Genomic DNA, 21503 nt, shown 5'->3' with positions numbered 1-21503 from the left:
TTCTGCACCGAAGCGGGGTGGTCAGCTAGTGGGGGCAAGCACTCCCCGGCGGTGGACTTTTGTCGTCCGGGCGTCCAGGTCGCGGCCTCAGGAGGGACCGTGACCCAGATCGATCGACGACACCTCCTCGGCCTCGCTGCGGCCGGGGGCCTCGCCGGCCTGTTGCCGAAGGCGGCGCGCGCGCAGGCGAGCGCCGCTCCGGTCCTCGTCCGGGGCAGCACGGTCCTGACCATGGTGCCGGGCGACGACGAGCCGCGCCGCGCCGACCTTCTCGTCCGCGACGGCCGAATCGCGCAGATCGCGCCGACCATCGCGGCGCCTGCCGGTGCCGATGTCATCGACGGGACGGGCTGCGTGACGATGCCCGGCTTCGTCGACGCCCATACCCATGGCGCGATCACGCAGATGCGCGGCCTGTTCGGGGCGACGCAGGAGACGCGCTTCTTCCAGCGGGTCAGCCGGCTCCAGGCGCAGTATCGCCCGGAGGACACCTATCTCGGCATGCATCTCGGCGCCGTCGAATCGGTCGCATCGGGCATCACGACGGTCGCCGATTTCTTCGACGGGGTGCGCGACCGGGACCATGCGCTCGCGGGGCTCCGCGCCCTGCGCGACGCTCCGGTCCGGGGGCGCCTGTATTACGGCCAGAAGAGCAAGACGACGGCCGATCCGATCGATCTCGCCCATCTCGAAGCGTTGCAGGCGGAACTGCCGTCGATGTCCGACGGCGGCCGGCTGTCGCTCGGGATCGCCTGGCGCCTGCCGCCGAATCTCGACGACGAGGCTGCCTGGACCGTCAAGATGCGGGAGGTCGAGGCCGGGCGCCGGCTCGGCCTGCCCGTCCAGGTCCATGTCAGCGGCCAGGGGCCGGCGATGTTCGACGCGCTGATCCGGCGCCGTCTCCTCTTCCCCGCGCTTGCCGTCATCCACGGCAGCGATGCGCGGCCCGACCAGCTCGCCGCCCTGAACGAGAGCGGCGCCTCGCTCGTCCTGACGCCCCTCAGCGAGCAGCGCGTCGGCTTCGGCCTCACGCGATACGACCGTTATCGGGGAGTCCGGCGTCTCGGGCTCGGGATCGACGGGATCGCGCTCGCGGGCACGGCGGACATGTTCACGACGCTGCGAGTCCTGTCGCTGGTCGAGACGGGCGGTGCCCGCGACGAGACGGCGGTCGAGCCGCGTCGGCTCCTCGCCCTCGCGACGCGGGGCGGGGCGGAGGCGCTCGGCCTCGGCGACGAGATCGGCAGCCTGACGATCGGCCGCCGCGCCGACCTCCAGATGATCGACCTCTCCGCCCTCAACCTCGTCGGCGACGATGGCGGGGATCCGTCGGCGCTCCTCGTCCATTCCGCCCGTCCCGGCAACGTCGCGCTGGTCATGGTCGGCGGCCGCATCGTCAAGCGCGACTTCGAGCTCCTCGGGATCGATCTCGGCAAGCTCGTGCAGGACGCCCGCGCCTCGATCCGCGGCGTCCTCGACCGCGCGAAATAGCGCCTGGCCGGGATGGTCTTCCAGGGCCGGAGCGGCGAAGCTCCGCGCCGACAGACGGAGCGCCTTCCATGATTCAGGTCCCCCCGGCCCGGCCCGGCCAGTCCGAGGAGGAGATCGACACCCCGGCGCTCGTCGTCGACCTCGACGCCTTCGAGGCCAATCTCGACCGGATGGCGGAGTTCTCCAGCGCGAGCGGCGTCGCCCTGCGGCCTCACGCCAAGACCCACAAATCGCCGGTGATCGCGCATTGGCAGATGCGGCGCGGGGCGGTCGGGCAATGCGTGCAGAAGGTCGGCGAGGCGGAGGCGCTCGCCTGGGGCGGCGTGCCCGACATCCTCGTCAGCAACGAGGTCGTGGGTGATGCGAAGCTCGCGAGGCTTCTGGCGCTCTCCGGCATCGCCAAGGTCGCCGTCTGCGTGGATGACGGCGCGCAGGTCGAGGCGGCCGAGCGGGCCGCGGACGCGGCCGGACGGCGGCTTTCGGTTCTCGTCGAGATCGATGTCGGGGCGGGCCGCTGCGGCGTCCAGCCCGGGCCGCCCGCGGTCGAACTCGCGCAGCGGATCGCCGGCTCGCCGCATCTGATCTTCGGCGGGCTCCAGGCCTATCACGGCCGGGCGCAGCATCTGCGGCGCGAGGAGGAGCGCGAGCGCGTCATCGCCGAGGCCGCGGCCCATGCCCGCCGCACCGTCGAGCAGTTGCGCCAGGTCGGGCTCGATTGCCCGATCGTCGGGGGAGGGGGCACCGGCACCTTCCCGTTCGAGATGGCCTCGGGCGTCTATACGGAGATCCAGGCCGGCAGCTATTGCTTCATGGATTCGGATTACGCGCTCAATCTCGACAGGAGCGGCGCTGCGGTCTCGACCTTCCGGCAGGCGCTCTTCGTCCTGACGACGGTGATGAGCCGGGCGGCACCGGGCCTCGCGATCTGCGATGCGGGCCACAAGGCCTATGGCGTCGATAGCGGCCTGCCGCAGGTCTGGCGGCGCCCCGACCTCCGGCTCACGGGCGCCTCGGACGAGCACGGCAACATCGCCTTCACGCCGGAGACAACGGCGCCGAAGCTCGGCGAGAAGCTGCGCCTTGTGCCGAGCCATTGCGACCCGACGGTCGACCGCTACGACTGGTATGTCGGCGTCCGGCGCGGCCGGGTCGAATGCCTCTGGCCGGTCGCCGCCCGCGGCCGCATGGCGTGACCTGCCCCGAGGCCGTGAAGGTACCGCACACCTTGTCGTCGGAGGCTGACGTCGTATCTCTGTCGGTGAGGATCATTCGAACCGAGGACCGTGGCCGATGGCCGACACGCAATCCGACGACAAGCGTCCGACCCCCGACCCTGCGGAGGAGAATGCGTTCTTTCCGTCGCCCTATTCCCTGAGCCGGTTCACCTCACCGAAATCCGATCTCGCGGGCGCCGACTATCCCAAGCCCTACGCGGGCGGCCGCTGGAAGATCCTGATGATCGGCGCCGACGAGCGCTACCTGCCGACCGATAACGGCACGCTGTTCTCGACGGGCAACCATCCGGTCGAGACGCTGCTGCCGATGTACCATCTCGACAAGGCAGGCTTCGCCTTCGACGTCGCGACGCTCTCCGGCAATCCCGTCAAGTTCGAGTTCTGGGCGATGCCGTCCGAGGACGAGGCCGTGAAGGGCTTCCATGCGCGCTACCGGGAGCAGTTCAGGGAGCCGCGGAAGCTCTCCGACGTGATCGCGGCCGATCTCGGCGACGATTCCGACTACATCGCCGTCTTTATCCCCGGCGGCCATGGGGCGCTGATCGGCCTGCCCGAAAGCGAGGACGTGAAGGCCGTCCTCCAATGGGCGGCGGCGAAGGACAAGTTCGTGATCTCGCTTTGCCATGGCCCTGCGGCCTTGCTCGCGGCCGGGCTCGGGGAGACGAAGGAGAGCTTCATCTACAACGGCTACAAGATCGCCGCCTTCCCGGACGCGCTCGACGCCCAGACCCCCGACATCGGCTACATGCCGGGACACCTCACCTGGGCCTTCGGCGAGAAGCTGCAGGCGCTGGGCTGCGAGATCGTGAATTCCGACATTTCCGGCATGACGCATCGCGATCGCAAGCTGCTGACCGGCGACAGCCCGCTCGCTGGGAACGCTCTCGGCAAGCTTGCGGCGGACACGCTGCTGGCGGAGGTCGCGCAGGGGTAGCGGTTCCGGGAGGCGGGGCCGCTACGCGGCGGCGCTCCAATCGAGCGGCAGCGTCGCCGGGACGGCGCTGTCCGCGTCGTTCGGGGCCTCTTCGTATCCGAGCGCGCGCAGCGTGCCCTTGGCCGGGTCGGCCTCGACGGCGAGGCGCGTCATCCCGTTGAGGATCGGCGCCTTCACCCATTCGAAGGGGGCGCCCGCGCGCCCGGCCCAGCCTTCGATCATCTCCGCCCGCTGGTCGCTGTCATGGGCCTGCTCCGAGGCCCGCCCGGTGCCCCACTCGCCGGGGAAGTTCGCATAGCGCCAGGTATTGGCGGCGCTCGCGACGCCCTGGCGCGTCTCGAAAGCCTCGATGTCGCGCTCGATCACGCAGGTCTCGCCGGGCGCGAGGCCCACCAGCGTGAAGATGGCGGGCGCGGCGATGGGCGTCCTCTCCAGCATCTCCCGGGCCGCGGAGAAATCGGGTGCCGTCTCGAAGACGCGGCGCAGCAGGTGCAGGGCGGGGATCCGGCCGCTCGATCGCCACGTCGACAGGGTCGCGATCGCCGCATCGATGGCGATGGCATCGATGGGTGCACGGCGGCGCAGCGGAGGTTGATTGATCGCGGCGGCGAAGCGTGCCGGTGCCATCCCCGTCAGGAGCCCGACGGCGCCGGGCCACGAGAGATGCGCGAACTCGCCGGCCGGTCCGCGCTGCCGCCAGAGCTCCACGCGCTGCCCGAGCCCGTGAAAGGGCCAGTCCAGCGTCCGCAGAAGCCGGGCGGACTCGCCATCGGGCGCCGGGGCGGCGAGCGCGGTGCAGCCCCATTCGTAGCTGGCGTTCAGGAGATGAGCGCCATCGACGCCCGTGCCGGCGGCGATCCGCGCGATCTCGTCGGCATAGGGCGTTCCCGAGGCGAGGAGCCAGCGCCGCGCCAGCGCATCCGCGCCTGAGACCGCGAGGCGCGCCGCAGGCGTCAGCGGGCCGAGGCAGGCATCCGCGAGCGCAAGGGTCCGTTCCTTTCCGTCCACGGCATGCGCGGCGGGATCGGACTTGCGCAGATCGAAGACGGGGATCGGAGGAAGGACACCCGGCGCCGTGCGGCGATGGGTGGAGGAGAGGTACGATTGATGCGCGACCGAGCCGATCGCGCCCGCGCCCAAGGCTGCTGCTCCGAGCAGGACAAGTCTGCGGGTCGTCGTCATCGCCATGTCCCAGCCCAACGCATTCGGACGCGATCGGGCCAGACACGTCAACACCGGGCCGTCAGTACAGCGCACGCGAGGCGAGATGGGCGCCGAGGGCGAGGAGGCCGAGGAAGAAGCATCGGCGGAAGACGGGCTCGCTCACCCGACCGCGCACCCATCCGCCGAACATCATCCCGATCAGGGCCGGGACGAGCGCCGCGGCCGACGCGCCGGCCACGCCCGCTTCGAACGAGCCGCCTCCCGCGAGGGCGGCGGCAAGCGCGACGGTCGAGACGGTGAAGGACAGGCCGAGCGCCTGGATCAGTTCCTCCTTCTTCAATCCGAGCGCGCCGAGATACGGGACGGCCGGGATCACGAACACGCCCGTCGCCGCCGTCACGAGGCCTGTCACCAGACCGATCACGGGGCCGAGCCACCCTTCGGCGCGCGGCGGGACGGAGAAACGCAGCGCGGACAGGCCGAGCGCCGCATAGGCGATCAGGGCGACGCCCAGGGCGATCGCGGCCTGTTCGGCGCGGCCTCCCTGCATGAAGCCCGTGCCGGCGAGCGTGCCCGCCACGACGCCGATCATCATCGGCCAGAGCCGGCGGGCCAAGGCGCCGAAACGCGGCCCGGCCGCGAGCTGCCAGACATTCGTGACGAAGGAGGGCACGATCAGAAGCGAGGCCGCTTGGGCCGGCGCCATCACCGTGCTCAGCAGCCCCATCGCCACCGTGGGCAGGCCGAGCCCGATCACGCCCTTGACGAAGCCGGCGAGAAGGAAGGTCAGCGTCGCGACGGCGATGGAGAACGGGTCGGCATCGAAGGACATGGCGTCATCGGCATCGGCAGGGATCGATGCAGCCTGCCCGCACCGCCCGTCTCCGACAATGCGGAACTTCCCGGCTTTCGCCTTCGGCTTTTCCGAATGCGCTTGCCGGGTGTGCCGCGAGGACCGACAATCGCGGATGCGTTTCGATCTCACCGACCTGCGCCTGTTCCTCCGCGTGATCGAGGCCGAGAGCATCACGGGCGGGGCGGAGCGTGCCGGGATGGCCCTCGCATCCGCGAGCGAGCGGATCCGCGGCATGGAAGCGAGCGGCGGCGTGCCGCTGCTGGAGCGTCGCCCTCGCGGCATCCGCCCGACTCCGGCGGGGCAGGCCGTCGCCCATCACGCGCGCGTCGTCCTCGGGCAATGGGAGCAGATGCGGGGCGAGCTCGGGCAATATGCCAGAGGGCTGCGCGGGCATGTGCGGGTGCTGGCGAACACCGCCGCCCTGGCGGAATTCCTGCCCGACGCCCTGGCCTCCTTCCTGGCCGACCACCCCGAGATCGATGTCGACCTCGAGGAGCGGGCGAGCCGGGACATCGTCACGGCCGTCGCGGGCGGGCTCGCCGATTTCGGCATCGTGGCCGACAGCGTCGATCTCGGCACCCTCGAGACCCTTCCCTTCCGGACGGACCAGCTGGTTCTCGTCGTCCCCATCGGTCACGGCCTGGCAGAGCGGCCGGACGTCGCTTTCAGGGACGTTCTGGACGAGGCCTTCGTCGGCCTCGCGCATGGCAGCGCCCTTCAGTCGCACCTCGCCGGTCACGCCGCGAAGGCCGGCCGCTCGCTCAAGTTTCGCGTCCGGGTCGGCGGGTTGGACGCCGTCTGCCGGATGGTCGGCGGCGGGGTCGGGGTGGCGATCGTGCCCGAGGCCGCTGCGCGGCGCTCAGGCGAGCGCGATGCGATCCGGGCGGTACCGCTGAGCGACGCTTGGGCGCTCCGGCATCTGACGCTCTGCGCCCGCAGCGTGTCGGCGTTGCCGGCTCATGCGCGGCAACTCGTCCGTCACCTCACCGGCGGGCTGGCGTGAGCTGGCCTCCAGGGGAGGGGGCGCACCAAGGCACAAAAAAGCCGGCCCGAAGGCCGGCTGATTTTGCGTTCAGGGAACGCGATCTCAGGAATGCAGCTTGGTGCGGACTTCGCCGAGCGAGCGCTCCAGAAGTTCCCGGCTGCCGTCGCCGCGAAGCTGGTCGCGCAGCACCGTCTCCGACGCCTTGATCGCGGCTTCGGTCGCAGCGTCCCGAACGTCCTGGGTCGCCTTGGCCTCGGCCTGAGCGATCCGGGTCTCGGCCGCGGCGGTCCGGCGCTGAACGAAGTCGGCAAGCCGCTCGCTCGCGTCGCGGGCCACGCGCTCGGCCTCGGAACGGGCGTTGGAGACGATCTCCTCCGCTTCTTTCTCGGCCTCGCCGCGCTTCTTCTGATAATCGGCCAACAGGGCCGCCGCCTCCTCGCGCAGCCGTTTGGCTTCGTCGAGTTCATGGCGAATGCGCTCGCCGCGCTTGTCGAGCGCCCCGATGATCATGCGGAACCCGCCCGCCTTCCAGACAAGACCGAGGAAGGCGAAGAACGAGACCGCGACCCAGAAATCAGGCGTGGCGAACACCGTGGAACTCCTTCGGACCGTGCGACAGGCTCAGCCAGCCGCAAGGTGAATCGAAAATCGCGGCAACGGCGAAGAGGCGCCGCTGTAAGGACGGCGCGCCCGAAGGCGCGCCCCGCCGCCCTCAGACCTTCGCGTTGGTCAGGGCGGTGTCGATCGCCTTCTGGTCGGCGGGCCGACCCGTGAGACGCTCGACGATCGCGGAGGCCGCGTCCGACGCGATCCCGCGCACATTCGTCATCGCCTGAGCTTTACGCTCGGCGATCGTGCGCTCGGCCGCATCGAGCTTGGCTGCGAGCTCGGCCTCGAGGCGCTTGCGCTCCTCGGCCGATTCGGCGGCCAGACGATCCTGCGTCTCCTTGGCGAGCGCACCGGCCTTCGCCCGCGCAGAAGCGATGGCTTCCTCGTAGGCCGTGGCCGCCGCCTCGCTTTCCTGCTTCGCCTTGGCCGCCGCATCGAGATCGGCCGCGATCCTCTCCCGCCGATTCTCCAAGACCTCGGCCACCTTCGGCAGCGCGATCTTGGACATCAGGTAGTAGAGGCCGCCGAACGCAATGGCGAGCCAGACGAGCTGGGTGGCGTAGGTGTCGGTCCGGAACGCAGGGAATCCTGCTTCCAGATGCTGATCACCCGGATGCCCGACGGTGCTGGTCGTTTGCTGGGGAGTGGCCATGTCAGGCTATCGGACGGGCGAGCCGCCCTTGCTCCCGTCTCAGCGGAACAGAAGCAGGATGCCGATGACGAAGGCGAACAGGCCGAGCGCTTCGGCGAAGGCGACGCCGACGATCGCGCGGGTGAACTGGCCGTCAGCCGCGGACGGGTTGCGCATCGCGCCGCCGATGTAGTTGCCGAAGATGTTGCCCACGCCGATGGCGGCAAGGCCCATGCCGAGGCAAGCAAGGCCAGCACCGATGAGTTGGGCGGCAGTCGCGTCCATTTTGGTCTCTCCTAAGGAACTGGATGGAACGTGAGGTGAAAGGGCGTCGGCGGCGTCCGGCTCAGTGGCCCGGATGCAGCGCGTCGTTGAGGTAGATGCAGGTCAGGATGGTGAACACGTAGGCCTGGATGAAGGCCACGAGGAACTCCATCGCGGTCAGCGCGATGGCGATGCCGAGCGGCAGCACCGCGCCGAGCACCCCGAAGAAGCCGACGCCCGCCATGGTCACGACGAAGGTGGCGAAGAGCTTCAGTGCGATGTGGCCCGCCATCATGTTGGCGAACAGACGCATCGACAGGCTGACGGGCCGGGCGAGGAACGAGACGACCTCGATCACCGTGATGATCGGGAGGACGTAGATCGGGATCCCCGAGGGCGCGAAGAGCTTGAGGAAGTGAAGGCCGTGCTTCGAGAAGCCGACCACGATCACCGTCAGGATGACGAGAAGCGCCAGCGCGAAGGTGATGATGATGTGGCTCGTCACCGTGAAGCCGCCCGGCAGCATGCCGAGCATGTTCAGGAACAGGACGAACATGAAGAGCGAGAAGACGAGGGGGAAGAACTTCATCCCCTCGCGTCCGGTGGTCGAGTGGACGGTCGAGGCCACGAATTCGTAGGACATCTCGGCCAGCGACTGGAGCCGGCCGGGGATCAGTTCGCGATTGCGAACGCCGAAGACCATCAGCGCGGTGATCAGCCCCGTCGCCAGGATCATGAACAGACCGGAATTGGTCAGGCCGAAGCCGGTGTTCCCGAGAGGCACCAGCGTGCTGATCTCGAACTGGTGTATCGGGTCGATTTTACCGGCCGCCATTCCGCCGCTCTCGGTCCTTGATGCGCATGCCGGTGCCCCCGCGGCGGCCGGTCAAAATGCGAGAGAGGCCATGCGGGCTCTCGTCCGGTGAGTCAACCCCCGGACCGGGTTTCCGGCGGGGTTCCGGGACCATTTGTGCGCCGCGATGCGGCCCGCACGAGATTGGTCGTCCCGGCCGCGAAGCCGATGAGAATGAAGACGATAAGCCCGAAGGGCGAGGTCCCGGCGAAGCGGTCGACGAAATAGCCGAGCCCGCCTCCGACGATGACGCCCGCGAAGAGTTCGCTGGACAGGCGCAGCGCGGTCGCAAGGCCTCCGGCGCCGCCTGAGGTGCGGGGCGCGGGCTCGGGCAAGCTTTCACCTCGGGCGCGGTCGATCCGCGCCTGGAGGTCGTCGAACTTCGAATCCGGATCCTTCAGCGACATGATGAATCAGTAACAGGCGCGGCGGCGGGCGAGAAGGACATCCGTCGCGCGGCGGGTCGAGCCGTCCCGAGTCGCCTTGACGGCGCCGAACCGCGCGGACAGGAGGTTCTCGACGGAACGGGTCCGTGCCGATCGAAGCAGCGTTCAGCCTGCGTGCAACGGGACCGACCGAGGGAGGAATCACGTTGAATCTGCATGCGATCGCGAGGGAGCGGGCGAAGGCCGGACGTCCGGTGCGGGTGGGGTTGATCGGAGCGGGCAAGTTCGGCTCGATGTTCCTCGCCCAGGTCCCGACGACGATCGGCCTGGCCGTCACCGTCATCGCCGACCTGTCCGTCGAGCGGGCGCGGGCGGCCTGCCGCGGCGTCGGCTGGTCCGACGATCTCGTGGCGGGCACCCATTTCACCGAGGATGCGGCCGCGATGGTGCGGCGCGACGACGTCGATGTCGTGGTCGAGGCGACCGGCCATCCGGCGGCCGGCATCCGGCACGCGCGGGCCGCGATCGCCGCCGGCCGCCATGTCGTGATGGTCAATGTCGAGGCCGACGTCCTGGCAGGCCCGCTCCTCGCCCTCGAGGCCCGCGAGGCGGGCGTCGTCTACACGCTCGCCTATGGCGACCAGCCCGCCCTCATCTGCGAGATGGTCGACTGGGCCCGAAGCTGCGGCTTCGAGGTCGTCGCGGCGGGGAAGGGCACAAAATACCTGCCCGTCTTCCACAGCTCGACGCCGGAGACCGTCTGGCACCATCGCGGCGTCGACCCGAAGGACGCGAAGCTCGGCGGCATGAACGCGCAGATGTTCAACTCCTTCATCGACGGGACGAAATCGGGGATCGAGATGGCGGCGGTCTCGAACGCGACCGGCCTCTCGCCGGCACCCGAGGGGCTCGCCTTCCCGCCGAGTTCCGCCGAGGATCTGCCCCGCGTGCTGTCCGAGGCCAATCTGCATCATCGCGGGCAGGTCGAGGTCGTCTCGAGCGTCGAACGGGACGGCACGACGGTGCCGAACAACCTGCGCTGGGGCGTCTTCGTCGTCTTCGCCGCGCCGGGTCCGTACACGCAGCGCTGCTTCCGCGAATACGGCGTCGAGACCGATGCGACGGGCACGCTCGCGGCGCTCCACCGCCCGTTCCACCTCATAGGGCTGGAGCTCAACGTCTCGATCTTCTCGGCCGCCTTCCGGCACGAGGCGACGGGCTCGCCCCAGGCCTTCGTCGCCGACGTCGTCGCGACGGCGAAACGCGACCTCGCGCCCGGCGACATGCTGGACGGGGAGGGCGGCTACTGCGTCTGGGGCAAGGTCATGCCCGCCCGCGACAGCCTCGCGGTGGGGGGCCTGCCGATCGGCCTCGCGGGCGATATCCGGATCAAGCGGCCCGTGGCGGCGGGCGCGCGCCTCACCTGGGACGATGTCGAGGTCGACGAACAGGACGAGACCTACCGCTACCGCCGGGAGATGGAACGCCGCTTCGCAGGCGCGTGAGGGCCGATTCGTCGCCTGGGTGAGAGAGGATCGTCATGGCATTCTTCACGATCGAACGGGGCTCGCCGGACAAGCGCCGGGCCGTCGAGGCGGCCCTGCACGGGCTCGATCTCGTCTCCAGCGAAACGCGCGAGCGGATCGTGACCGCCTGGGTCAGCGCCTGGTCGTCGAGCAGCCATGCGACGCTGGAGGAGATGCCCTATTCTCCCGATGTCGACGGCTTCTCGCTCCTGTCGCACGTCAACGAGGTCGTCCGCACCGGCCTCGTCCTCGCCGGCCGGGCCGAGCAGGAATGGGGGCGACGGGTCGACCCTGAGACCTTCGTGCCGATTCTCGTGCTGCACGACATCGACAAGCCGCTTCTGTTCGAGCGGCGGGACGGGATCGTGGTGTTCACGCCCCTGTCGAAGCAGATGGCGCACGGCGTCGTCGGGGCGATGCTGCTTCGCGATCTCGGCTTCGACGATCTCGTGGTCGCGACGGTCTCGACCCATGCCATGAACGCGCCCTTCCATGGCAGCACCCACGAGGCCTATCTGCTGCACTACGCCGATCTCTTCTCGAGCGACCGGGCGTTCGCGGATGCCGGCCTGACGCCGTTCTACCAGCGCCATTGGGCGTGAGCGGGATCGGGCCGCCGATGGGCGCGTCAGGTCCTTCGGGGCCTGTGCAGGCACCAGCGTGCCCGCGAGCTATCCGTCTCGGAGCCCACCCACCTGATCGGGTTTTCCAGGCCTGAAGCTGATCTCCATCTGCTTCGACCGGATGGATCCGACGATTCCGTAGCTGGCATTCCATTCGATATGGAAATGCTCGTCGACCTGGGAAATCGACAGGTCGAAGATGATCCCCGGCACCATGTCGAAATCGGTGCAATCGATCCGGCTGACATCCTGCAGAGCCAGCGTGACCACGGCGTGCTTGTCGAGAATGAAGTGGCCCTCGGCATCCACTGCGTCCGTCATGGTCCAGGCGTGAATGCGCAGCATTCCTCGACCTTTGCTGGCGAAACCGATCTCCAGCAGGACGGCATCGTGGAAGCGCGGGGCGTGCCCGAACCAGTCGACGAGCGCCGCGCCCCCGGGAACGTCATGGAAGACGGACATGGATCACCCCTGACGCGAAAACCGGTTCGACGGCAGCGGTCAGGACCCGAACTGTTCCATCAGGATGCGCTCGTCCAGGCTGTGGCCGGGATCGTGCAGCATGACGAGGTCGACGTCGTGGTCCATCGCGACCGACACGCGCGCGATTCGGCGGAACTCGACATGGTCCGCGGTGGCGCTGACGGGCCGCCGCTCGGGATCGGTGACGGAGATCGTGATCGCCGCCTTGTCCGGCAGGAGCGCCCCGCGCCAGCGACGCGGCCGGAAGGCCGAGATCGGCGTCAGGGCGAGGAGCGAGGCTTCCAGCGGCAGGATCGGGCCGCCCACCGAGAGGTTGTAGGCGGTCGATCCGGCCGGCGTCGCGATCAGGATCCCGTCCGAGATCAGCTCCTCCAGCCGCACGCGGCCGTCGATCTCGACCTTCAGCTTCGCCGTCTGGTGGGTCTGGCGCAGCATGTGCACCTCGTTGATCGCATAGGCGCGGTTCTCGCCCCCCGCGACGTCAGTCGCCTTCATGAGAAGCGGATGGGCGACGCTGCGATGGGCCGCCTCGAGACGGTCCATGAGGCCCTCGGTCCTGAACTCGTTCATCAGGAAGCCGACCGTGCCCTTGTTCATGCCGTAGATGGGCTTCCCCGAGCCGAGGAACTCGTGGAGCGTCGACAGCATGAGCCCGTCGCCGCCGAGCGCGACGACGACGTCCGCCTCGTCGGGCGCCACATGCGGATACTCGGCCTTCAGCGCCACCGCCGCGGCCTCCGCCTCCGGCGTCGGGCTCGCGACGAAGGCCACGCTCGCGTAACGGCGCCCCATCTCACCTCACCCCCGCCCGGGAAAGGCCGGGCAGGCCGGGTCTACACGAGGCGGGGAGGGCGGGGGAAGCCGCCCCCGCTCACATCCATTGCGCCGGCACGAAGCGGAAGCCGGACCCGTCCTTCTGGATGAAGCCCGTCGCGGGGAAGGGCGCGTGGTAGAAGGCGAGCTGGGCCTTCTCGGTCGCCGCCATGTCGAGCATGCGGATGCGCGTCTCGCGCGCCTTGTCCGCATCCATGTCGAAGACCGCCGCCCAGGTCGGGTTGCGGGCAAAGAGCGCCGGATGGTTGGTGAGGTCCGAGAGGATCATCAGCTTGCCGCCCCCCGACGAGAGCGTGAAGGCGGTGTGGCCGGGGGTGTGGCCGGGCGCGGCGACAGCCGTGAGGCCCGGCGCGACCTCCTTGCCGGCCGCGAAGGTCTTCACGTCCTTGCCGAGCGGACCGAAGACCCGACGCACGTTCTGGAAGGCCGGCTTGAGCCCGTCCGGCGCCGCCGACATCTTGGCGTCGTCGGTCCAATAGGCCCATTCGGTGTCCGGCACGCTGATCTCGGCCTTCGGGAAGACGGCCGTTCCGTCCTTGAGCCGGAGGCCGTTGATGTGGTCGCCGTGGAAATGGCTGATGATCACGGCATCGACCTGGGCCGGGTCGAAGCCGGCGGCCTGGAAGTTGACCATCCAGCGGCCGGTCGTCGGTGCGCCGCTATTGCCGTTGCCCGTGTCGATCAGGACGGTTTTCCCGCCCGTCCGCAGGACCAGAGTCGTGAAGGTGATCGGCAGGGCCGCCTCCGGCAGGAACGCGTCGGCCATCGCCTTCTTGACGTCGGCAAGCTCGGCATTGCGCACGAAGCCCTCCAGCGGGCGCATGGCGTGGCCGTCATGGATGGCGGTGACCTCGACGTCGCCGATCGTGTAGCGGTACCAGCCCGATTGCCGGGGCGGCGCGTCGGCGGCGGGCCGTGCGGCCTGGGCCTCGGCCCGCCCGACGATCGCCGGTGCCGAGAGGCCCGCGGCGGCCAGGGCGCCCGCCGACATGATGATACGCCTCGAGACCATGACCTTCTCCCTCTGCGCCGATGGGACCGGTTCGCCTTGCGCTGCGCGGATGACGCCGGAATGTCGGAGCCTATTCCGGACCTGAGCAAAAAACGAGCGGGTCCGATCGGCCGCGCGCCTGTTGGACGATTGCAGACCGGTCGCGTTCGCGCGACAGATTCGGGGAGGGAGGAATCGCCCGGTTGACGAAGGATCCGCCGTCCCAGGACGGGTTGCCGGTACCGCAGCGCTACTGGTCGGTGCTCGCGATCTGGCTCGCCATCACGCTGGCTGTCCTCGATTCGGCGGTGGTCAACGTCGCCCTGCCGACGATCTCGCGCGAGTTCCAGATCGCCCCCCACGAGGCGATCTGGATCGTGAACGCGTATCAGATCGTCATCGTCGTCGCGCTGTTGCCCATGGCCGCGCTCGGCGAGATCTTCGGCTACCGCCGGGTCTATCTCGTCGGTCTCGCGCTGTTCACGGCGGCCTCGCTCGCCTGCGCGCTCTCCGAATCGCTGACGACGCTGCTCGTGTCGCGAGTCTTCCAGGGGCTCGGCGCGGCGGGGATCATGGCGATCAACGCGGCGCTCGTGCGCTTCACCTATCCGCAGCGGCTTCTGGGACGCGCGATCGGGCTGAACGCGATGGTCGTGTCGCTGGCCTCCGCCGCCGGTCCGTCCGTCGCGGCCGCGATCCTGTCGGTCGCGACGTGGCCCTGGCTCTTCGCCATCAACATCCCGGTCGGGATCGTCACGCTCGCGCTTGCCGCCTGGGCGCTGCCGCATACGGAGACCACGGCGCGGCCCTTCGACTATTCCGGCGCGGCGCTGAACGCGCTCGCCTTCGGGCTTCTCATCGGAGGCGTCGATCTCGCGACGCGGTCCGAGCGATCATATCTCGGCATCGCCCTCGCCCTCGCCGGACTCGGCTGCTTCGTGCTGCTTGCGCTGAAGGGACGCAACGAGGCGAACCCCATCCTGCCGATGGATCTCCTGCGCATTCCGATCTTCGGCCTGTCGGTCGCGACGTCGATCTGTTCCTTCTGCGCCCAGATGCTCGCGCTCGTCTCGCTCCCGTTCCTGTTCGATCACGTCATGCATCGGAGCCCCGCCGAGATCGGCCTCCTCCTGACCCCGTGGCCGATCGCCGTCGGCATCGTCGGGCCGTTCGCGGGGTCGCTCTCGGACCGGGTCCCGGCGGCGTTGCTCGGCAGCATCGGCCTTCTTCTGTTCGCGGCGGGGCTCGCGGCCCTCGCCTGGCTGCCGGTCGATGCCACCTTCCTCGATGTCGCCTGGCGGATGGCGCTCTGCGGCTTCGGGTTCGGCCTGTTCCAGGCGCCGAACAACCGCACCATGGTCGCCTCGGCGCCGAGGGCACGGGCGGGAGCGGCCGGCGGCATGCTCGCCACCGCGCGCCTCTCCGGGCAGACGGGCGGGGCGACGATGGTCGCGATCCTGTTCGCCCTCAATCCGGCCGGAGGCGGAGAGCACAAGGCGCTCGTCGTCGGTGCCGCGATCGCCCTTCTCGGAGCGCTCGCGAGCGCGAGCCGCCTCCTCACGCCCCGGTCGGATGCCGTCTGATCGGTTGCCCCGCTCGACCGATGGGATCGCCTGGGTTAGAGCGGTTCCATGCTGGATCCGGCTTCCTTTGCGGTCGAACCTGCGGCGGGGCGGAACTGCGGATCCTGCACCCTCTGCTGCAAGGTCTATGACGTGCCCGCGCTGGAGAAGCCGGCGGGGCGCTGGTGCGACCATTGCAAGCCCGGCCGCGGCTGCGGCATCCACGCGACGCGGCCCGATCATTGCCGCGCCTTCTTCTGCCTCTGGATGACGCAGACCTGGCTCGGGCCGGAATGGAAGCCCGAACGCGCCAAGATGGTGCTGACGGTCGATCCGGTGACGAGCTTCCTCCTCGTCCAGGTCGATCCCGGCGCCCCGAACGCCTGGCGCGGCAATCCCTATTACGGACACCTGAAGCAATGGGCCGCCGGCGCCGTGGCCCGGGGACGGCAGGTGATCGTGTTCCTGAACAAGAGCGCGACGGTGATCCTGCCGGATCGCGACGTGCCGCTCGGCATTCTCGGGCCGAGCGACCGCATCGTCATGCGCGAGCGTCAGACGCCGGCGGGTCGTGTCTTCGACGTCGAGAAGATCGCCGCCTGATCGCTCCGTGCCGGACGGCACTTGGCCAGGGACGGCGGCGATACCACGTTCCGGGCGCGGCTCGGGTCACACGGTTTGGCCATGCTGGATGCTCTCGTTCTCTGGCGCGATCGGCGCGGACGGCTCTCGGGCCTGCGGATCGCGACGCTCGCGATCCTCCTCTGGCCCGTGCTGCTCATGGCGATCGATGCGGGGAGGGGGGCTCTCGGCGGTCGACCCCTGAACGAATTGATCCACCGCACGGGCTGGTGGGCGCTGGTCTTTCTCCTCGCCTCTCTCGCCGTCACGCCCCTTCGCCGCTCGGCACGCCTTGCGAAGCTCGTCGACGTGAGGCGCATGATCGGCGTCGCCGCCTGCCTCTATGCCGTGGCGCACGTCCTCTTGTTCGTCGCCGATCTCAAGTTCGATCTTCTCAAGGCCGTCGTCGAGATCGCCTCGCGCCTCTACCTCACGATCGGCTTCGTCGCGCTGATCGCGCTCGTCGTCCTCGGCGCGACCTCGAACGACGCGATGGTGAAGCGCCTCGGCGGTTTGCGCTGGCGGCGCCTGCATCAGGCCAGCTACGTCGCGACGCTTCTCGCGCTGATCCACTTCTTCCAGCAGACGAAGGCCGATGTCAGCGTGCCGACGCTCTATGCCGGGCTGTTCGGCTGGCTGATGGCCTATCGGCTTCTGGCGGCCTGGCGCGGGGAGGCCGCGCTGACGCCGCTCGCGCTCGCCGCGCTCGCGCTCGTCGTCTCCGCCCTGACCTTCCTCGGGGAGGGCATCGGCATCGCCCTCGCCTTCAGGCAACCCCTGTTCGAGTTCCTGCCGCAATACGCGGCGACGCTCACGGATGTCTCGATCGGGCTGAGGCCCGGCTGGTCCGTCCTCGCGGCCGGCCTCGCCGTGGCGGCTCTCGATGCCCTCCGCAGGATCGGCGGACGGCCGAAGCCGGCGCCCGCCGAAGGTCCGATTGGCGGAGCGCGGCGCCTGTCCTAATCTTCGACGCTGGAAGCGACCGCGGACAACGCGGCGCGGCGGGAGGTCGGCGCATGCGCGGGTTGATGCAGGATTGGAAGCTGCTGATCCACAAGGTGATCGACTACGCGGCGACGGAGCATCCCGGCCGCGCCGTCGTCTCCCGCCTCACCGAAGGCCCCATGCACCGCACGACCTACGGCGACGTCCGCCGACGAGCGCTGCGGGTCGCCAAGCGCCTCCAGAAGGACGGTATCGAAGCCGGGGACCGTGTCGCGACGCTGGCCTGGAACAACCATCGCCACCTCGAATCCTGGTACGGTATCGCCGGGATCGGCGCGATCTATCACACGGTCAATCCGCGCCTCTTCGCCGATCAGATCGTCTACATCGTCAACCACGCCGAGGATCGCATCCTCCTCCTCGACCTCACCTTCGTGCCGCTGATCGAGAAGCTTGCCGCTCAACTTCCGACGATCGAGCGCTACGTCATCCTCACCGACGCCGCCCACATGCCGCAGACGAGCCTGCGCGGTGCCATCGCCTACGAGGACTGGATCGGGGAGGTCGACGACGATTTCCGCTGGCTCGACGTCGCCGAGACCGATGCGGCCGGGCTCTGCTACACCTCGGGCACGACGGGCGAGCCGAAGGGCGTGCTCTACTCGCACCGCTCCAACGTCCTTCACGCCATGATGACGGTGATGCCCGATGCGTTCGGCCTCTCGACCAAGGAGGTCGTGATGCCGGTCGTTCCGCTCTTCCACGCCAATAGCTGGTCGCTCGCCTTCGCGGCGCCGATGGCGGGGTCGGCCCTCGTCATGCCGGGACCGAAGCTCGACGGCGCCTCGGTCTACGACATCCTCGAGACCGAGAAGGTGACCTTCACCGCGGCCGTGCCGACGATCTGGTTCGCGCTGCTGCAGCACATGGAGCAGAACAATCTCAGGCTGACGCATCTCAAGCGCGTCGGCATCGGCGGATCGGCCTGCCCGCCGGCCGTGATCGAGGCGTTCGAGACCAAATACGGCGTCGAGGTCCTCCATGCCTGGGGCATGACGGAGATGAGCCCGGTCGGCTCGATCTGCTCGATCAAGCCCGAGGCCGCGAGCGAGCGCTACGAGGAACTTCTCGCCGTGAAGTCGACGCAGGGCTACGCGCCCTTCGGCGTCGAGTGGAAGATCACGGACGACCTCGGCAAGGAACAGCCGCGCGACGGCAAGACATTCGGCCGGCTCAAGGTGCGCGGCACCGCCGTCGCGCGGCGCTATTTCAAGCGCGAGGACGAGAACATCCTCGACGAGGAGGGCTATTTCGACACCGGCGACGTCGCGACGCTCGACGAGAACGGCTACATGCGGATCACCGATCGCTCGAAGGACGTGATCAAGTCGGGCGGCGAGTGGATCTCTTCCATCGACCTCGAGAACCTCGCGGTCGGCCACCCCGCCGTCGCCGAGGCGGCGGTGATCGGCGTCGCGCATCCCAAATGGGACGAGCGTCCCCTCCTCATCGTCGTGGCGAAGCCCGGCGCCGCGCCGGAACGGGAGGACGTCCTGGACTTCCTGCGTCCTCGGATCGCCAAATGGTGGATGCCCGACGACGTGGTGGTGGTCGAGGAACTGCCGCACACGGCGACCGGCAAGCTGCTCAAGACCGAGCTGCGCCGGCGCTTCGCGGATTACCGCCTCCCGGGAACCTGACCGCGCCGCCTCGGGAAGGCGGCCTCAGCGGGGAAACACCCGCCCGGCCTCGATCGAGAGGGCGATGTCCTCGCCGAGCGTCAGGTCGCGGCCCGACGAATCGAGCTCGGCATCCGTTTCCGTCCCGGCGAGGCGGATATCCGCGCGCCGGGTCATTCCCACGCGCCGCAGCCCGACGACCCGCCCGTGCAGATCGCCGGACCCGGGATCGCAGACGGACAGGTCGCCCGGGCGGACGAACAGATCGGCCTCGCCGTCTCGAATGCCGGCGGCCGGGACGGGCAGAGCCCGGTCCCCGAACAGGACCCGGCCGCCCGAGATTCTGACCGGCACGGCGCTGCTCTCGCCGATGAAGGACATCACGAAGGCCGAGGCCGGCGCGTCGTAGACGTCGTCGGCGGAGGCGACCTGTTCCAGCCGCCCCCCGTTCAGGATCGCGACCCGGTCGGCGAGTTCGAGCGCCTCGTCCTGGTCGTGCGTGACGAAGATCGTCGTCTGGCCCGTTTCCCGGTGGATGGCGCGCAGCCAGCGCCGGAGGTCCTTGCGCACCTGTGCGTCGAGCGCACCGAAGGGCTCGTCGAGCAGGAGGACGCGCGGCTCGATGGCGAGGGCGCGGGCGAGGGCGACCCGCTGGCGCTGCCCGCCCGAGAGCTGGGCGGGGAAGCGCCGGTCGAGCCCCTCGAGCTGGACGAGGGCGAGCAGCTCGTGGACGCGCTGCCGCAGATCCGCTTCCGACGGCCTGCGCGCGCGCGGCCGCGAACGGGGCCCGTAGGCGATGTTGTCGAACACCGACAGGTGCCTGAAGAGCGCGTAGTGCTGGAAGACGAAGCCGATGCCGCGCTGCTGCACGGGCCGGTCGGTCACGTCGTCCGCCCCGAAGAAGATGCGGCCGGAATCCGGGATCTCGAGCCCGGCGATCACGCGCAGGAGCGTCGTCTTGCCCGAGCCGGACGGGCCGAGCAGCGCGAGGAGTTCGCCTTCGCGCACCGTCAAATCGATGTCGGACAGCGCCGCCGCCTCCGAGAAGGCCTTGTTGACGCCATGGATCCGGACCTCGGTCGCGCGCATGCGTCCCGCCCTAGTGCCGCGAGCGGGAGGCGAGCTTGTCGCCGTGCCGCCACTCGAGGAAGGATTTGAGGGCGAGGGTGACGAGGGCCAGGAGAGCGAGGAGCGAAGCGACGGCGAAGGCGGCAGAGATGGCGTATTCATTGTACAGGATCTCCACCTGGAGCGGCATGGTGTTCGTCAGGCCCCGGATGTGGCCGGAGACGACGGCGACGGCGCCGAATTCGCCCATCGCGCGGGCGTTGCAGAGCAGGACGCCGTAGAGCAGCGCCCAGCGGATGTTCGGCAGCGTCACGGTGAGGAAGGCGCGGAGCCCGGAGGCGCCGAGGGTCAGCGCCGCCTCCTCGTCCGCCGTCCCCTGCTCCTGCATCAGGGGGATGAGTTCGCGCGCGACGAAGGGAAAGGTCACGAAGACCGTCGCGAGGACGATGCCGGGCAGGGCGAAGATCACCTTGAGGTCGTGCTCGATGAGCCATTGCCCGAGCCAGCTCTCGGCCCCGAAGACCAGCACGAAGATCAGCCCCGCGACGACCGGCGAGACCGAGAACGGCAGGTCGATCAGCGTGATGAGGAGGCTCTTGCCGGGGAAGTCGAATTTCGCGATCGACCACGAGGCGGCGATGCCGAAGACGAGGTTCAGCGGCACGGCGATGGCGGCCACGGTCAGCGTCAGCCAGATCGCCGAGACCGTGTCGGGCTCCCGGATCGCCGCGACGGCGGCGCCGAGGCCTTTGCGCAAGGCTTCCGTCAGGACGACGGCGAGCGGCAGCGCGATGAACAGCGTCAGGAAGCCGAGTGCCAGGACGATCAGCGCCCAGCGGGCGAGGGGCGCCTCGGTCGCGACGCGGTAGAGGGCCGGCGGCCTACCGCGCCGGGCTCGGGCCGGGGTCGCCGCCATCTCAGACATGGCCGAACCTCCGGCGCGAGGCCGCCTGGATCAGGTTGATCAGCAGCAGGGCCGCGAAGGAGATCGCGAGCATCACGGTCGCGATGGCGGTCGCCCCCGCGATGTCGAACTCGTCGAGCTTGATGACGATCAGGAGCGGAGCGATCTCAGAGACATAGGGCAGGTTGCCGGCGACGAAGATGACCGAGCCGTACTCCCCGACCGCCCGCGAGAAGGCCAGCACGAACCCCGTCAGCAGGCCGGGGACGAGCGGCGGCAGGATCACCGTGAGGATGGTGCGGATGCGCGAGGAGCCGAGCGTGGCGGCCGCCTCCTCGATCTCGCGGTCGATCTCCTCGATCAGCGGCTGCACGGTGCGCACCGCGAAGGGCAGGGCGACGAAGACGAGGGCGAGATAGATGCCGAGCGGCGTGAAGGCGATCCTGCGCTCGAAGAAGCCGCCGATCCAGCCGTTCGGCCCGTAGAGGGCCGCGAGCGCGATGCCGGCGACCGCCGTCGGCAAGGCGAAGGGCAGGTCGACCACCGCGTCGGCGATCCGCCGGCCGGGGAATTCGTAGCGCACGAGGACCCAGGCGATCAGGAGACCGAAGACCGAGGCCGTGAGCGCCGCGGCGAAGGACGTGCCGAAGCTCACCCACAGCGCATGCCGCACGCGCTCGTCCGCGAGCACCTCCCGGAAGCCCGACAGGCCCACCTCCGAGGATTTCATGAGGAGGGCCGCGAGCGGGATCAGGACGATGAGGCCGAGATAGGTCAGCGTGTAGCCGAAGGCGAGCCCGAAACCCGGGATCGCGCTCCGGCGTCTGCCCGGCAGGATGGAGAGCGCGCCCGCCGCCAT

At 69.4% G+C, this 21503-nt stretch carries 23 protein-coding genes; 10 read left to right on the top strand and 13 right to left on the bottom strand.

What is annotated here, in order from left to right:
* Window positions 1-99: 99 nt before the first annotated feature.
* The 3 genes from EV668_RS09150 to hchA all read left to right on the top strand — a co-directional run bounded on the left by EV668_RS09150 (window position 100) and on the right by hchA (window position 3660).
* Window positions 100-1491 (top strand): amidohydrolase family protein, encoded by a 1392-nt coding sequence (locus EV668_RS09150; RefSeq protein WP_133769443.1) that lies wholly within the window; start codon window positions 100-102, stop codon window positions 1489-1491.
* Window positions 1492-1559: 68 nt separating this feature from the next.
* Entirely contained in the window at window positions 1560-2684 is a 1125-nt protein-coding gene (locus tag EV668_RS09145; protein WP_133769442.1) for a DSD1 family PLP-dependent enzyme, read from the top strand.
* Between the two features lie 97 nt (window positions 2685-2781).
* Complete coding sequence (hchA, locus tag EV668_RS09140) at window positions 2782-3660, top strand: glyoxalase III HchA (RefSeq protein WP_133769441.1); 879 nt, start codon at window positions 2782-2784, stop codon at window positions 3658-3660.
* 21 nt (window positions 3661-3681) lie between these two features.
* Here hchA and EV668_RS09135 read toward each other — a convergent pair whose 3' ends face one another.
* Together EV668_RS09135 and EV668_RS09130 are read right to left on the bottom strand one after the other, a co-directional pair.
* A complete protein-coding gene (locus EV668_RS09135; protein ID WP_133769440.1) occupies window positions 3682-4842 on the bottom strand; it encodes an Ntn hydrolase family protein in 1161 nt (386 codons plus the stop codon).
* Window positions 4843-4903: 61 nt separating this feature from the next.
* Window positions 4904-5656 carry a sulfite exporter TauE/SafE family protein gene (locus tag EV668_RS09130; protein WP_133769439.1) on the bottom strand — a complete coding sequence of 251 codons (753 nt, stop codon included), beginning with the start codon at window positions 5654-5656 and terminating at the stop codon, window positions 4904-4906.
* Window positions 5657-5792: 136 nt separating this feature from the next.
* Between EV668_RS09130 and EV668_RS09125 the strand changes: the two genes are divergently transcribed.
* Window positions 5793-6683 (top strand): LysR family transcriptional regulator, encoded by an 891-nt coding sequence (locus EV668_RS09125; protein ID WP_133769438.1) that lies wholly within the window; start codon window positions 5793-5795, stop codon window positions 6681-6683.
* Window positions 6684-6767: 84 nt separating this feature from the next.
* Here the strand turns inward: EV668_RS09125 and EV668_RS09120 are convergent, their stop codons facing one another.
* The 5 genes from EV668_RS09120 to EV668_RS09100 form a co-directional block, all read right to left on the bottom strand.
* Window positions 6768-7256, bottom strand: coding sequence for a F0F1 ATP synthase subunit B family protein (locus EV668_RS09120; RefSeq protein WP_133769437.1), 489 nt, complete (start codon window positions 7254-7256; stop codon window positions 6768-6770).
* Between the two features lie 121 nt (window positions 7257-7377).
* Window positions 7378-7926, bottom strand: a complete 549-nt coding sequence (locus EV668_RS09115) for a F0F1 ATP synthase subunit B family protein (RefSeq protein WP_133769436.1) — start codon at window positions 7924-7926, stop codon at window positions 7378-7380.
* A 39-nt stretch (window positions 7927-7965) separates the two neighbouring features.
* Complete coding sequence (locus EV668_RS09110; protein WP_133769435.1) at window positions 7966-8190, bottom strand: F0F1 ATP synthase subunit C; 225 nt, start codon at window positions 8188-8190, stop codon at window positions 7966-7968.
* Window positions 8191-8251: 61 nt separating this feature from the next.
* Window positions 8252-9004 (bottom strand): F0F1 ATP synthase subunit A, encoded by a 753-nt coding sequence (locus EV668_RS09105; protein WP_133769434.1) that lies wholly within the window; start codon window positions 9002-9004, stop codon window positions 8252-8254.
* Window positions 9005-9096: 92 nt separating this feature from the next.
* Entirely contained in the window at window positions 9097-9429 is a 333-nt protein-coding gene (locus EV668_RS09100; protein ID WP_133769433.1) for an AtpZ/AtpI family protein, read from the bottom strand.
* A 185-nt stretch (window positions 9430-9614) separates the two neighbouring features.
* Here EV668_RS09100 and EV668_RS09095 point away from each other — a divergent pair, with 185 nt between their 5' ends.
* Window positions 9615-10913, top strand: a complete 1299-nt coding sequence (locus tag EV668_RS09095; RefSeq protein ID WP_133769432.1) for an NAD(P)H-dependent oxidoreductase — start codon at window positions 9615-9617, stop codon at window positions 10911-10913.
* A 35-nt stretch (window positions 10914-10948) separates the two neighbouring features.
* Window positions 10949-11536 carry an HD domain-containing protein gene (locus EV668_RS09090; protein ID WP_133769431.1) on the top strand — a complete coding sequence of 196 codons (588 nt, stop codon included), beginning with the start codon at window positions 10949-10951 and terminating at the stop codon, window positions 11534-11536.
* Window positions 11537-11605: 69 nt separating this feature from the next.
* Here EV668_RS09090 and EV668_RS09085 read toward each other — a convergent pair whose 3' ends face one another.
* The 3 genes from EV668_RS09085 to EV668_RS09075 all read right to left on the bottom strand — a co-directional run bounded on the left by EV668_RS09085 (window position 11606) and on the right by EV668_RS09075 (window position 13886).
* On the bottom strand, window positions 11606-12019 hold the full coding sequence (locus EV668_RS09085; protein ID WP_133769430.1) for a hypothetical protein: 414 nt from the start codon (window positions 12017-12019) through the stop codon (window positions 11606-11608).
* A gap of 39 nt (window positions 12020-12058) precedes the next feature.
* Window positions 12059-12832 (bottom strand): NAD kinase, encoded by a 774-nt coding sequence (locus EV668_RS09080; protein WP_133769429.1) that lies wholly within the window; start codon window positions 12830-12832, stop codon window positions 12059-12061.
* A 79-nt stretch (window positions 12833-12911) separates the two neighbouring features.
* The gene (locus EV668_RS09075; protein WP_133769428.1) at window positions 12912-13886 is read right to left on the bottom strand and encodes an MBL fold metallo-hydrolase; all 975 of its coding nucleotides are present in this window, start codon (window positions 13884-13886) and stop codon (window positions 12912-12914) included.
* A 182-nt stretch (window positions 13887-14068) separates the two neighbouring features.
* Between EV668_RS09075 and EV668_RS09070 the strand changes: the two genes are divergently transcribed.
* From EV668_RS09070 to EV668_RS09055, 4 genes are all read left to right on the top strand, one after another.
* The gene (locus EV668_RS09070; protein ID WP_208111496.1) at window positions 14069-15448 is read left to right on the top strand and encodes an MFS transporter; all 1380 of its coding nucleotides are present in this window, start codon (window positions 14069-14071) and stop codon (window positions 15446-15448) included.
* Window positions 15449-15496: 48 nt separating this feature from the next.
* Window positions 15497-16030, top strand: a complete 534-nt coding sequence (locus tag EV668_RS09065) for a hypothetical protein (RefSeq protein ID WP_133769427.1) — start codon at window positions 15497-15499, stop codon at window positions 16028-16030.
* 81 nt (window positions 16031-16111) lie between these two features.
* Complete coding sequence (locus tag EV668_RS09060; RefSeq protein WP_133769426.1) at window positions 16112-17011, top strand: protein-methionine-sulfoxide reductase heme-binding subunit MsrQ; 900 nt, start codon at window positions 16112-16114, stop codon at window positions 17009-17011.
* A gap of 53 nt (window positions 17012-17064) precedes the next feature.
* Entirely contained in the window at window positions 17065-18693 is a 1629-nt protein-coding gene (locus EV668_RS09055) for a long-chain-fatty-acid--CoA ligase (RefSeq protein ID WP_133769425.1), read from the top strand.
* Window positions 18694-18717: 24 nt separating this feature from the next.
* Here the strand turns inward: EV668_RS09055 and EV668_RS09050 are convergent, their stop codons facing one another.
* Genes EV668_RS09050 through cysT form a run of 3 tightly spaced genes read right to left on the bottom strand, consistent with a single transcriptional unit; the run spans window position 18718 to window position 21503 of the window.
* A complete protein-coding gene (locus EV668_RS09050) occupies window positions 18718-19761 on the bottom strand; it encodes a sulfate/molybdate ABC transporter ATP-binding protein (protein ID WP_133769424.1) in 1044 nt (347 codons plus the stop codon).
* Between the two features lie 10 nt (window positions 19762-19771).
* Window positions 19772-20665 carry a sulfate ABC transporter permease subunit CysW gene (cysW, locus tag EV668_RS09045; protein WP_133769423.1) on the bottom strand — a complete coding sequence of 298 codons (894 nt, stop codon included), beginning with the start codon at window positions 20663-20665 and terminating at the stop codon, window positions 19772-19774.
* The gene (gene cysT / locus EV668_RS09040) at window positions 20658-21503 is read right to left on the bottom strand and encodes a sulfate ABC transporter permease subunit CysT (protein WP_133769422.1); all 846 of its coding nucleotides are present in this window, start codon (window positions 21501-21503) and stop codon (window positions 20658-20660) included. The genes cysW and cysT overlap by 8 nt, the downstream gene beginning before the upstream one ends.

It is taken from the genome of Enterovirga rhinocerotis, assembly GCF_004363955.1.
GTDB classification, from domain to species: Bacteria; Pseudomonadota; Alphaproteobacteria; order Rhizobiales; family Beijerinckiaceae; genus Enterovirga; species Enterovirga rhinocerotis.
This window is presented reverse-complemented; position numbering and strand designations above follow the sequence as displayed.

Bases quoted from the DNA above. Each gene is read 5' to 3' on its own strand.
- EV668_RS09130 (WP_133769439.1), bottom strand. From the start codon at position 5,656: ATGTCCTTCGATGCCGACCCGTTCTCCATCGCCGTCGCGACGCTGACC.
- hchA (WP_133769441.1), top strand. From the start codon at position 2,782: ATGGCCGACACGCAATCCGACGACAAGCGTCCGACCCCCGACCCTGCG.
- EV668_RS09065 (WP_133769427.1), top strand. From the start codon at position 15,497: ATGCTGGATCCGGCTTCCTTTGCGGTCGAACCTGCGGCGGGGCGGAAC.
- EV668_RS09085 (WP_133769430.1), bottom strand. From the start codon at position 12,019: ATGTCCGTCTTCCATGACGTTCCCGGGGGCGCGGCGCTCGTCGACTGG.
- EV668_RS09080 (WP_133769429.1), bottom strand. From the start codon at position 12,832: ATGGGGCGCCGTTACGCGAGCGTGGCCTTCGTCGCGAGCCCGACGCCG.
- EV668_RS09105 (WP_133769434.1), bottom strand. From the start codon at position 9,004: ATGGCGGCCGGTAAAATCGACCCGATACACCAGTTCGAGATCAGCACG.
- EV668_RS09115 (WP_133769436.1), bottom strand. From the start codon at position 7,926: ATGGCCACTCCCCAGCAAACGACCAGCACCGTCGGGCATCCGGGTGAT.
- cysW (WP_133769423.1), bottom strand. From the start codon at position 20,665: ATGTCTGAGATGGCGGCGACCCCGGCCCGAGCCCGGCGCGGTAGGCCG.
- EV668_RS09060 (WP_133769426.1), top strand. From the start codon at position 16,112: ATGCTGGATGCTCTCGTTCTCTGGCGCGATCGGCGCGGACGGCTCTCG.
- EV668_RS09075 (WP_133769428.1), bottom strand. From the start codon at position 13,886: ATGGTCTCGAGGCGTATCATCATGTCGGCGGGCGCCCTGGCCGCCGCG.
- EV668_RS09125 (WP_133769438.1), top strand. From the start codon at position 5,793: ATGCGTTTCGATCTCACCGACCTGCGCCTGTTCCTCCGCGTGATCGAG.
- EV668_RS09050 (WP_133769424.1), bottom strand. From the start codon at position 19,761: ATGCGCGCGACCGAGGTCCGGATCCATGGCGTCAACAAGGCCTTCTCG.
- EV668_RS09055 (WP_133769425.1), top strand. From the start codon at position 17,065: ATGCGCGGGTTGATGCAGGATTGGAAGCTGCTGATCCACAAGGTGATC.
- EV668_RS09135 (WP_133769440.1), bottom strand. From the start codon at position 4,842: ATGACGACGACCCGCAGACTTGTCCTGCTCGGAGCAGCAGCCTTGGGC.
- EV668_RS09110 (WP_133769435.1), bottom strand. From the start codon at position 8,190: ATGGACGCGACTGCCGCCCAACTCATCGGTGCTGGCCTTGCTTGCCTC.
- EV668_RS09100 (WP_133769433.1), bottom strand. From the start codon at position 9,429: ATGTCGCTGAAGGATCCGGATTCGAAGTTCGACGACCTCCAGGCGCGG.
- EV668_RS09145 (WP_133769442.1), top strand. From the start codon at position 1,560: ATGATTCAGGTCCCCCCGGCCCGGCCCGGCCAGTCCGAGGAGGAGATC.
- EV668_RS09090 (WP_133769431.1), top strand. From the start codon at position 10,949: ATGGCATTCTTCACGATCGAACGGGGCTCGCCGGACAAGCGCCGGGCC.
- cysT (WP_133769422.1), bottom strand. From the start codon at position 21,503: ATGGCGGCGGGCGCGCTCTCCATCCTGCCGGGCAGACGCCGGAGCGCG.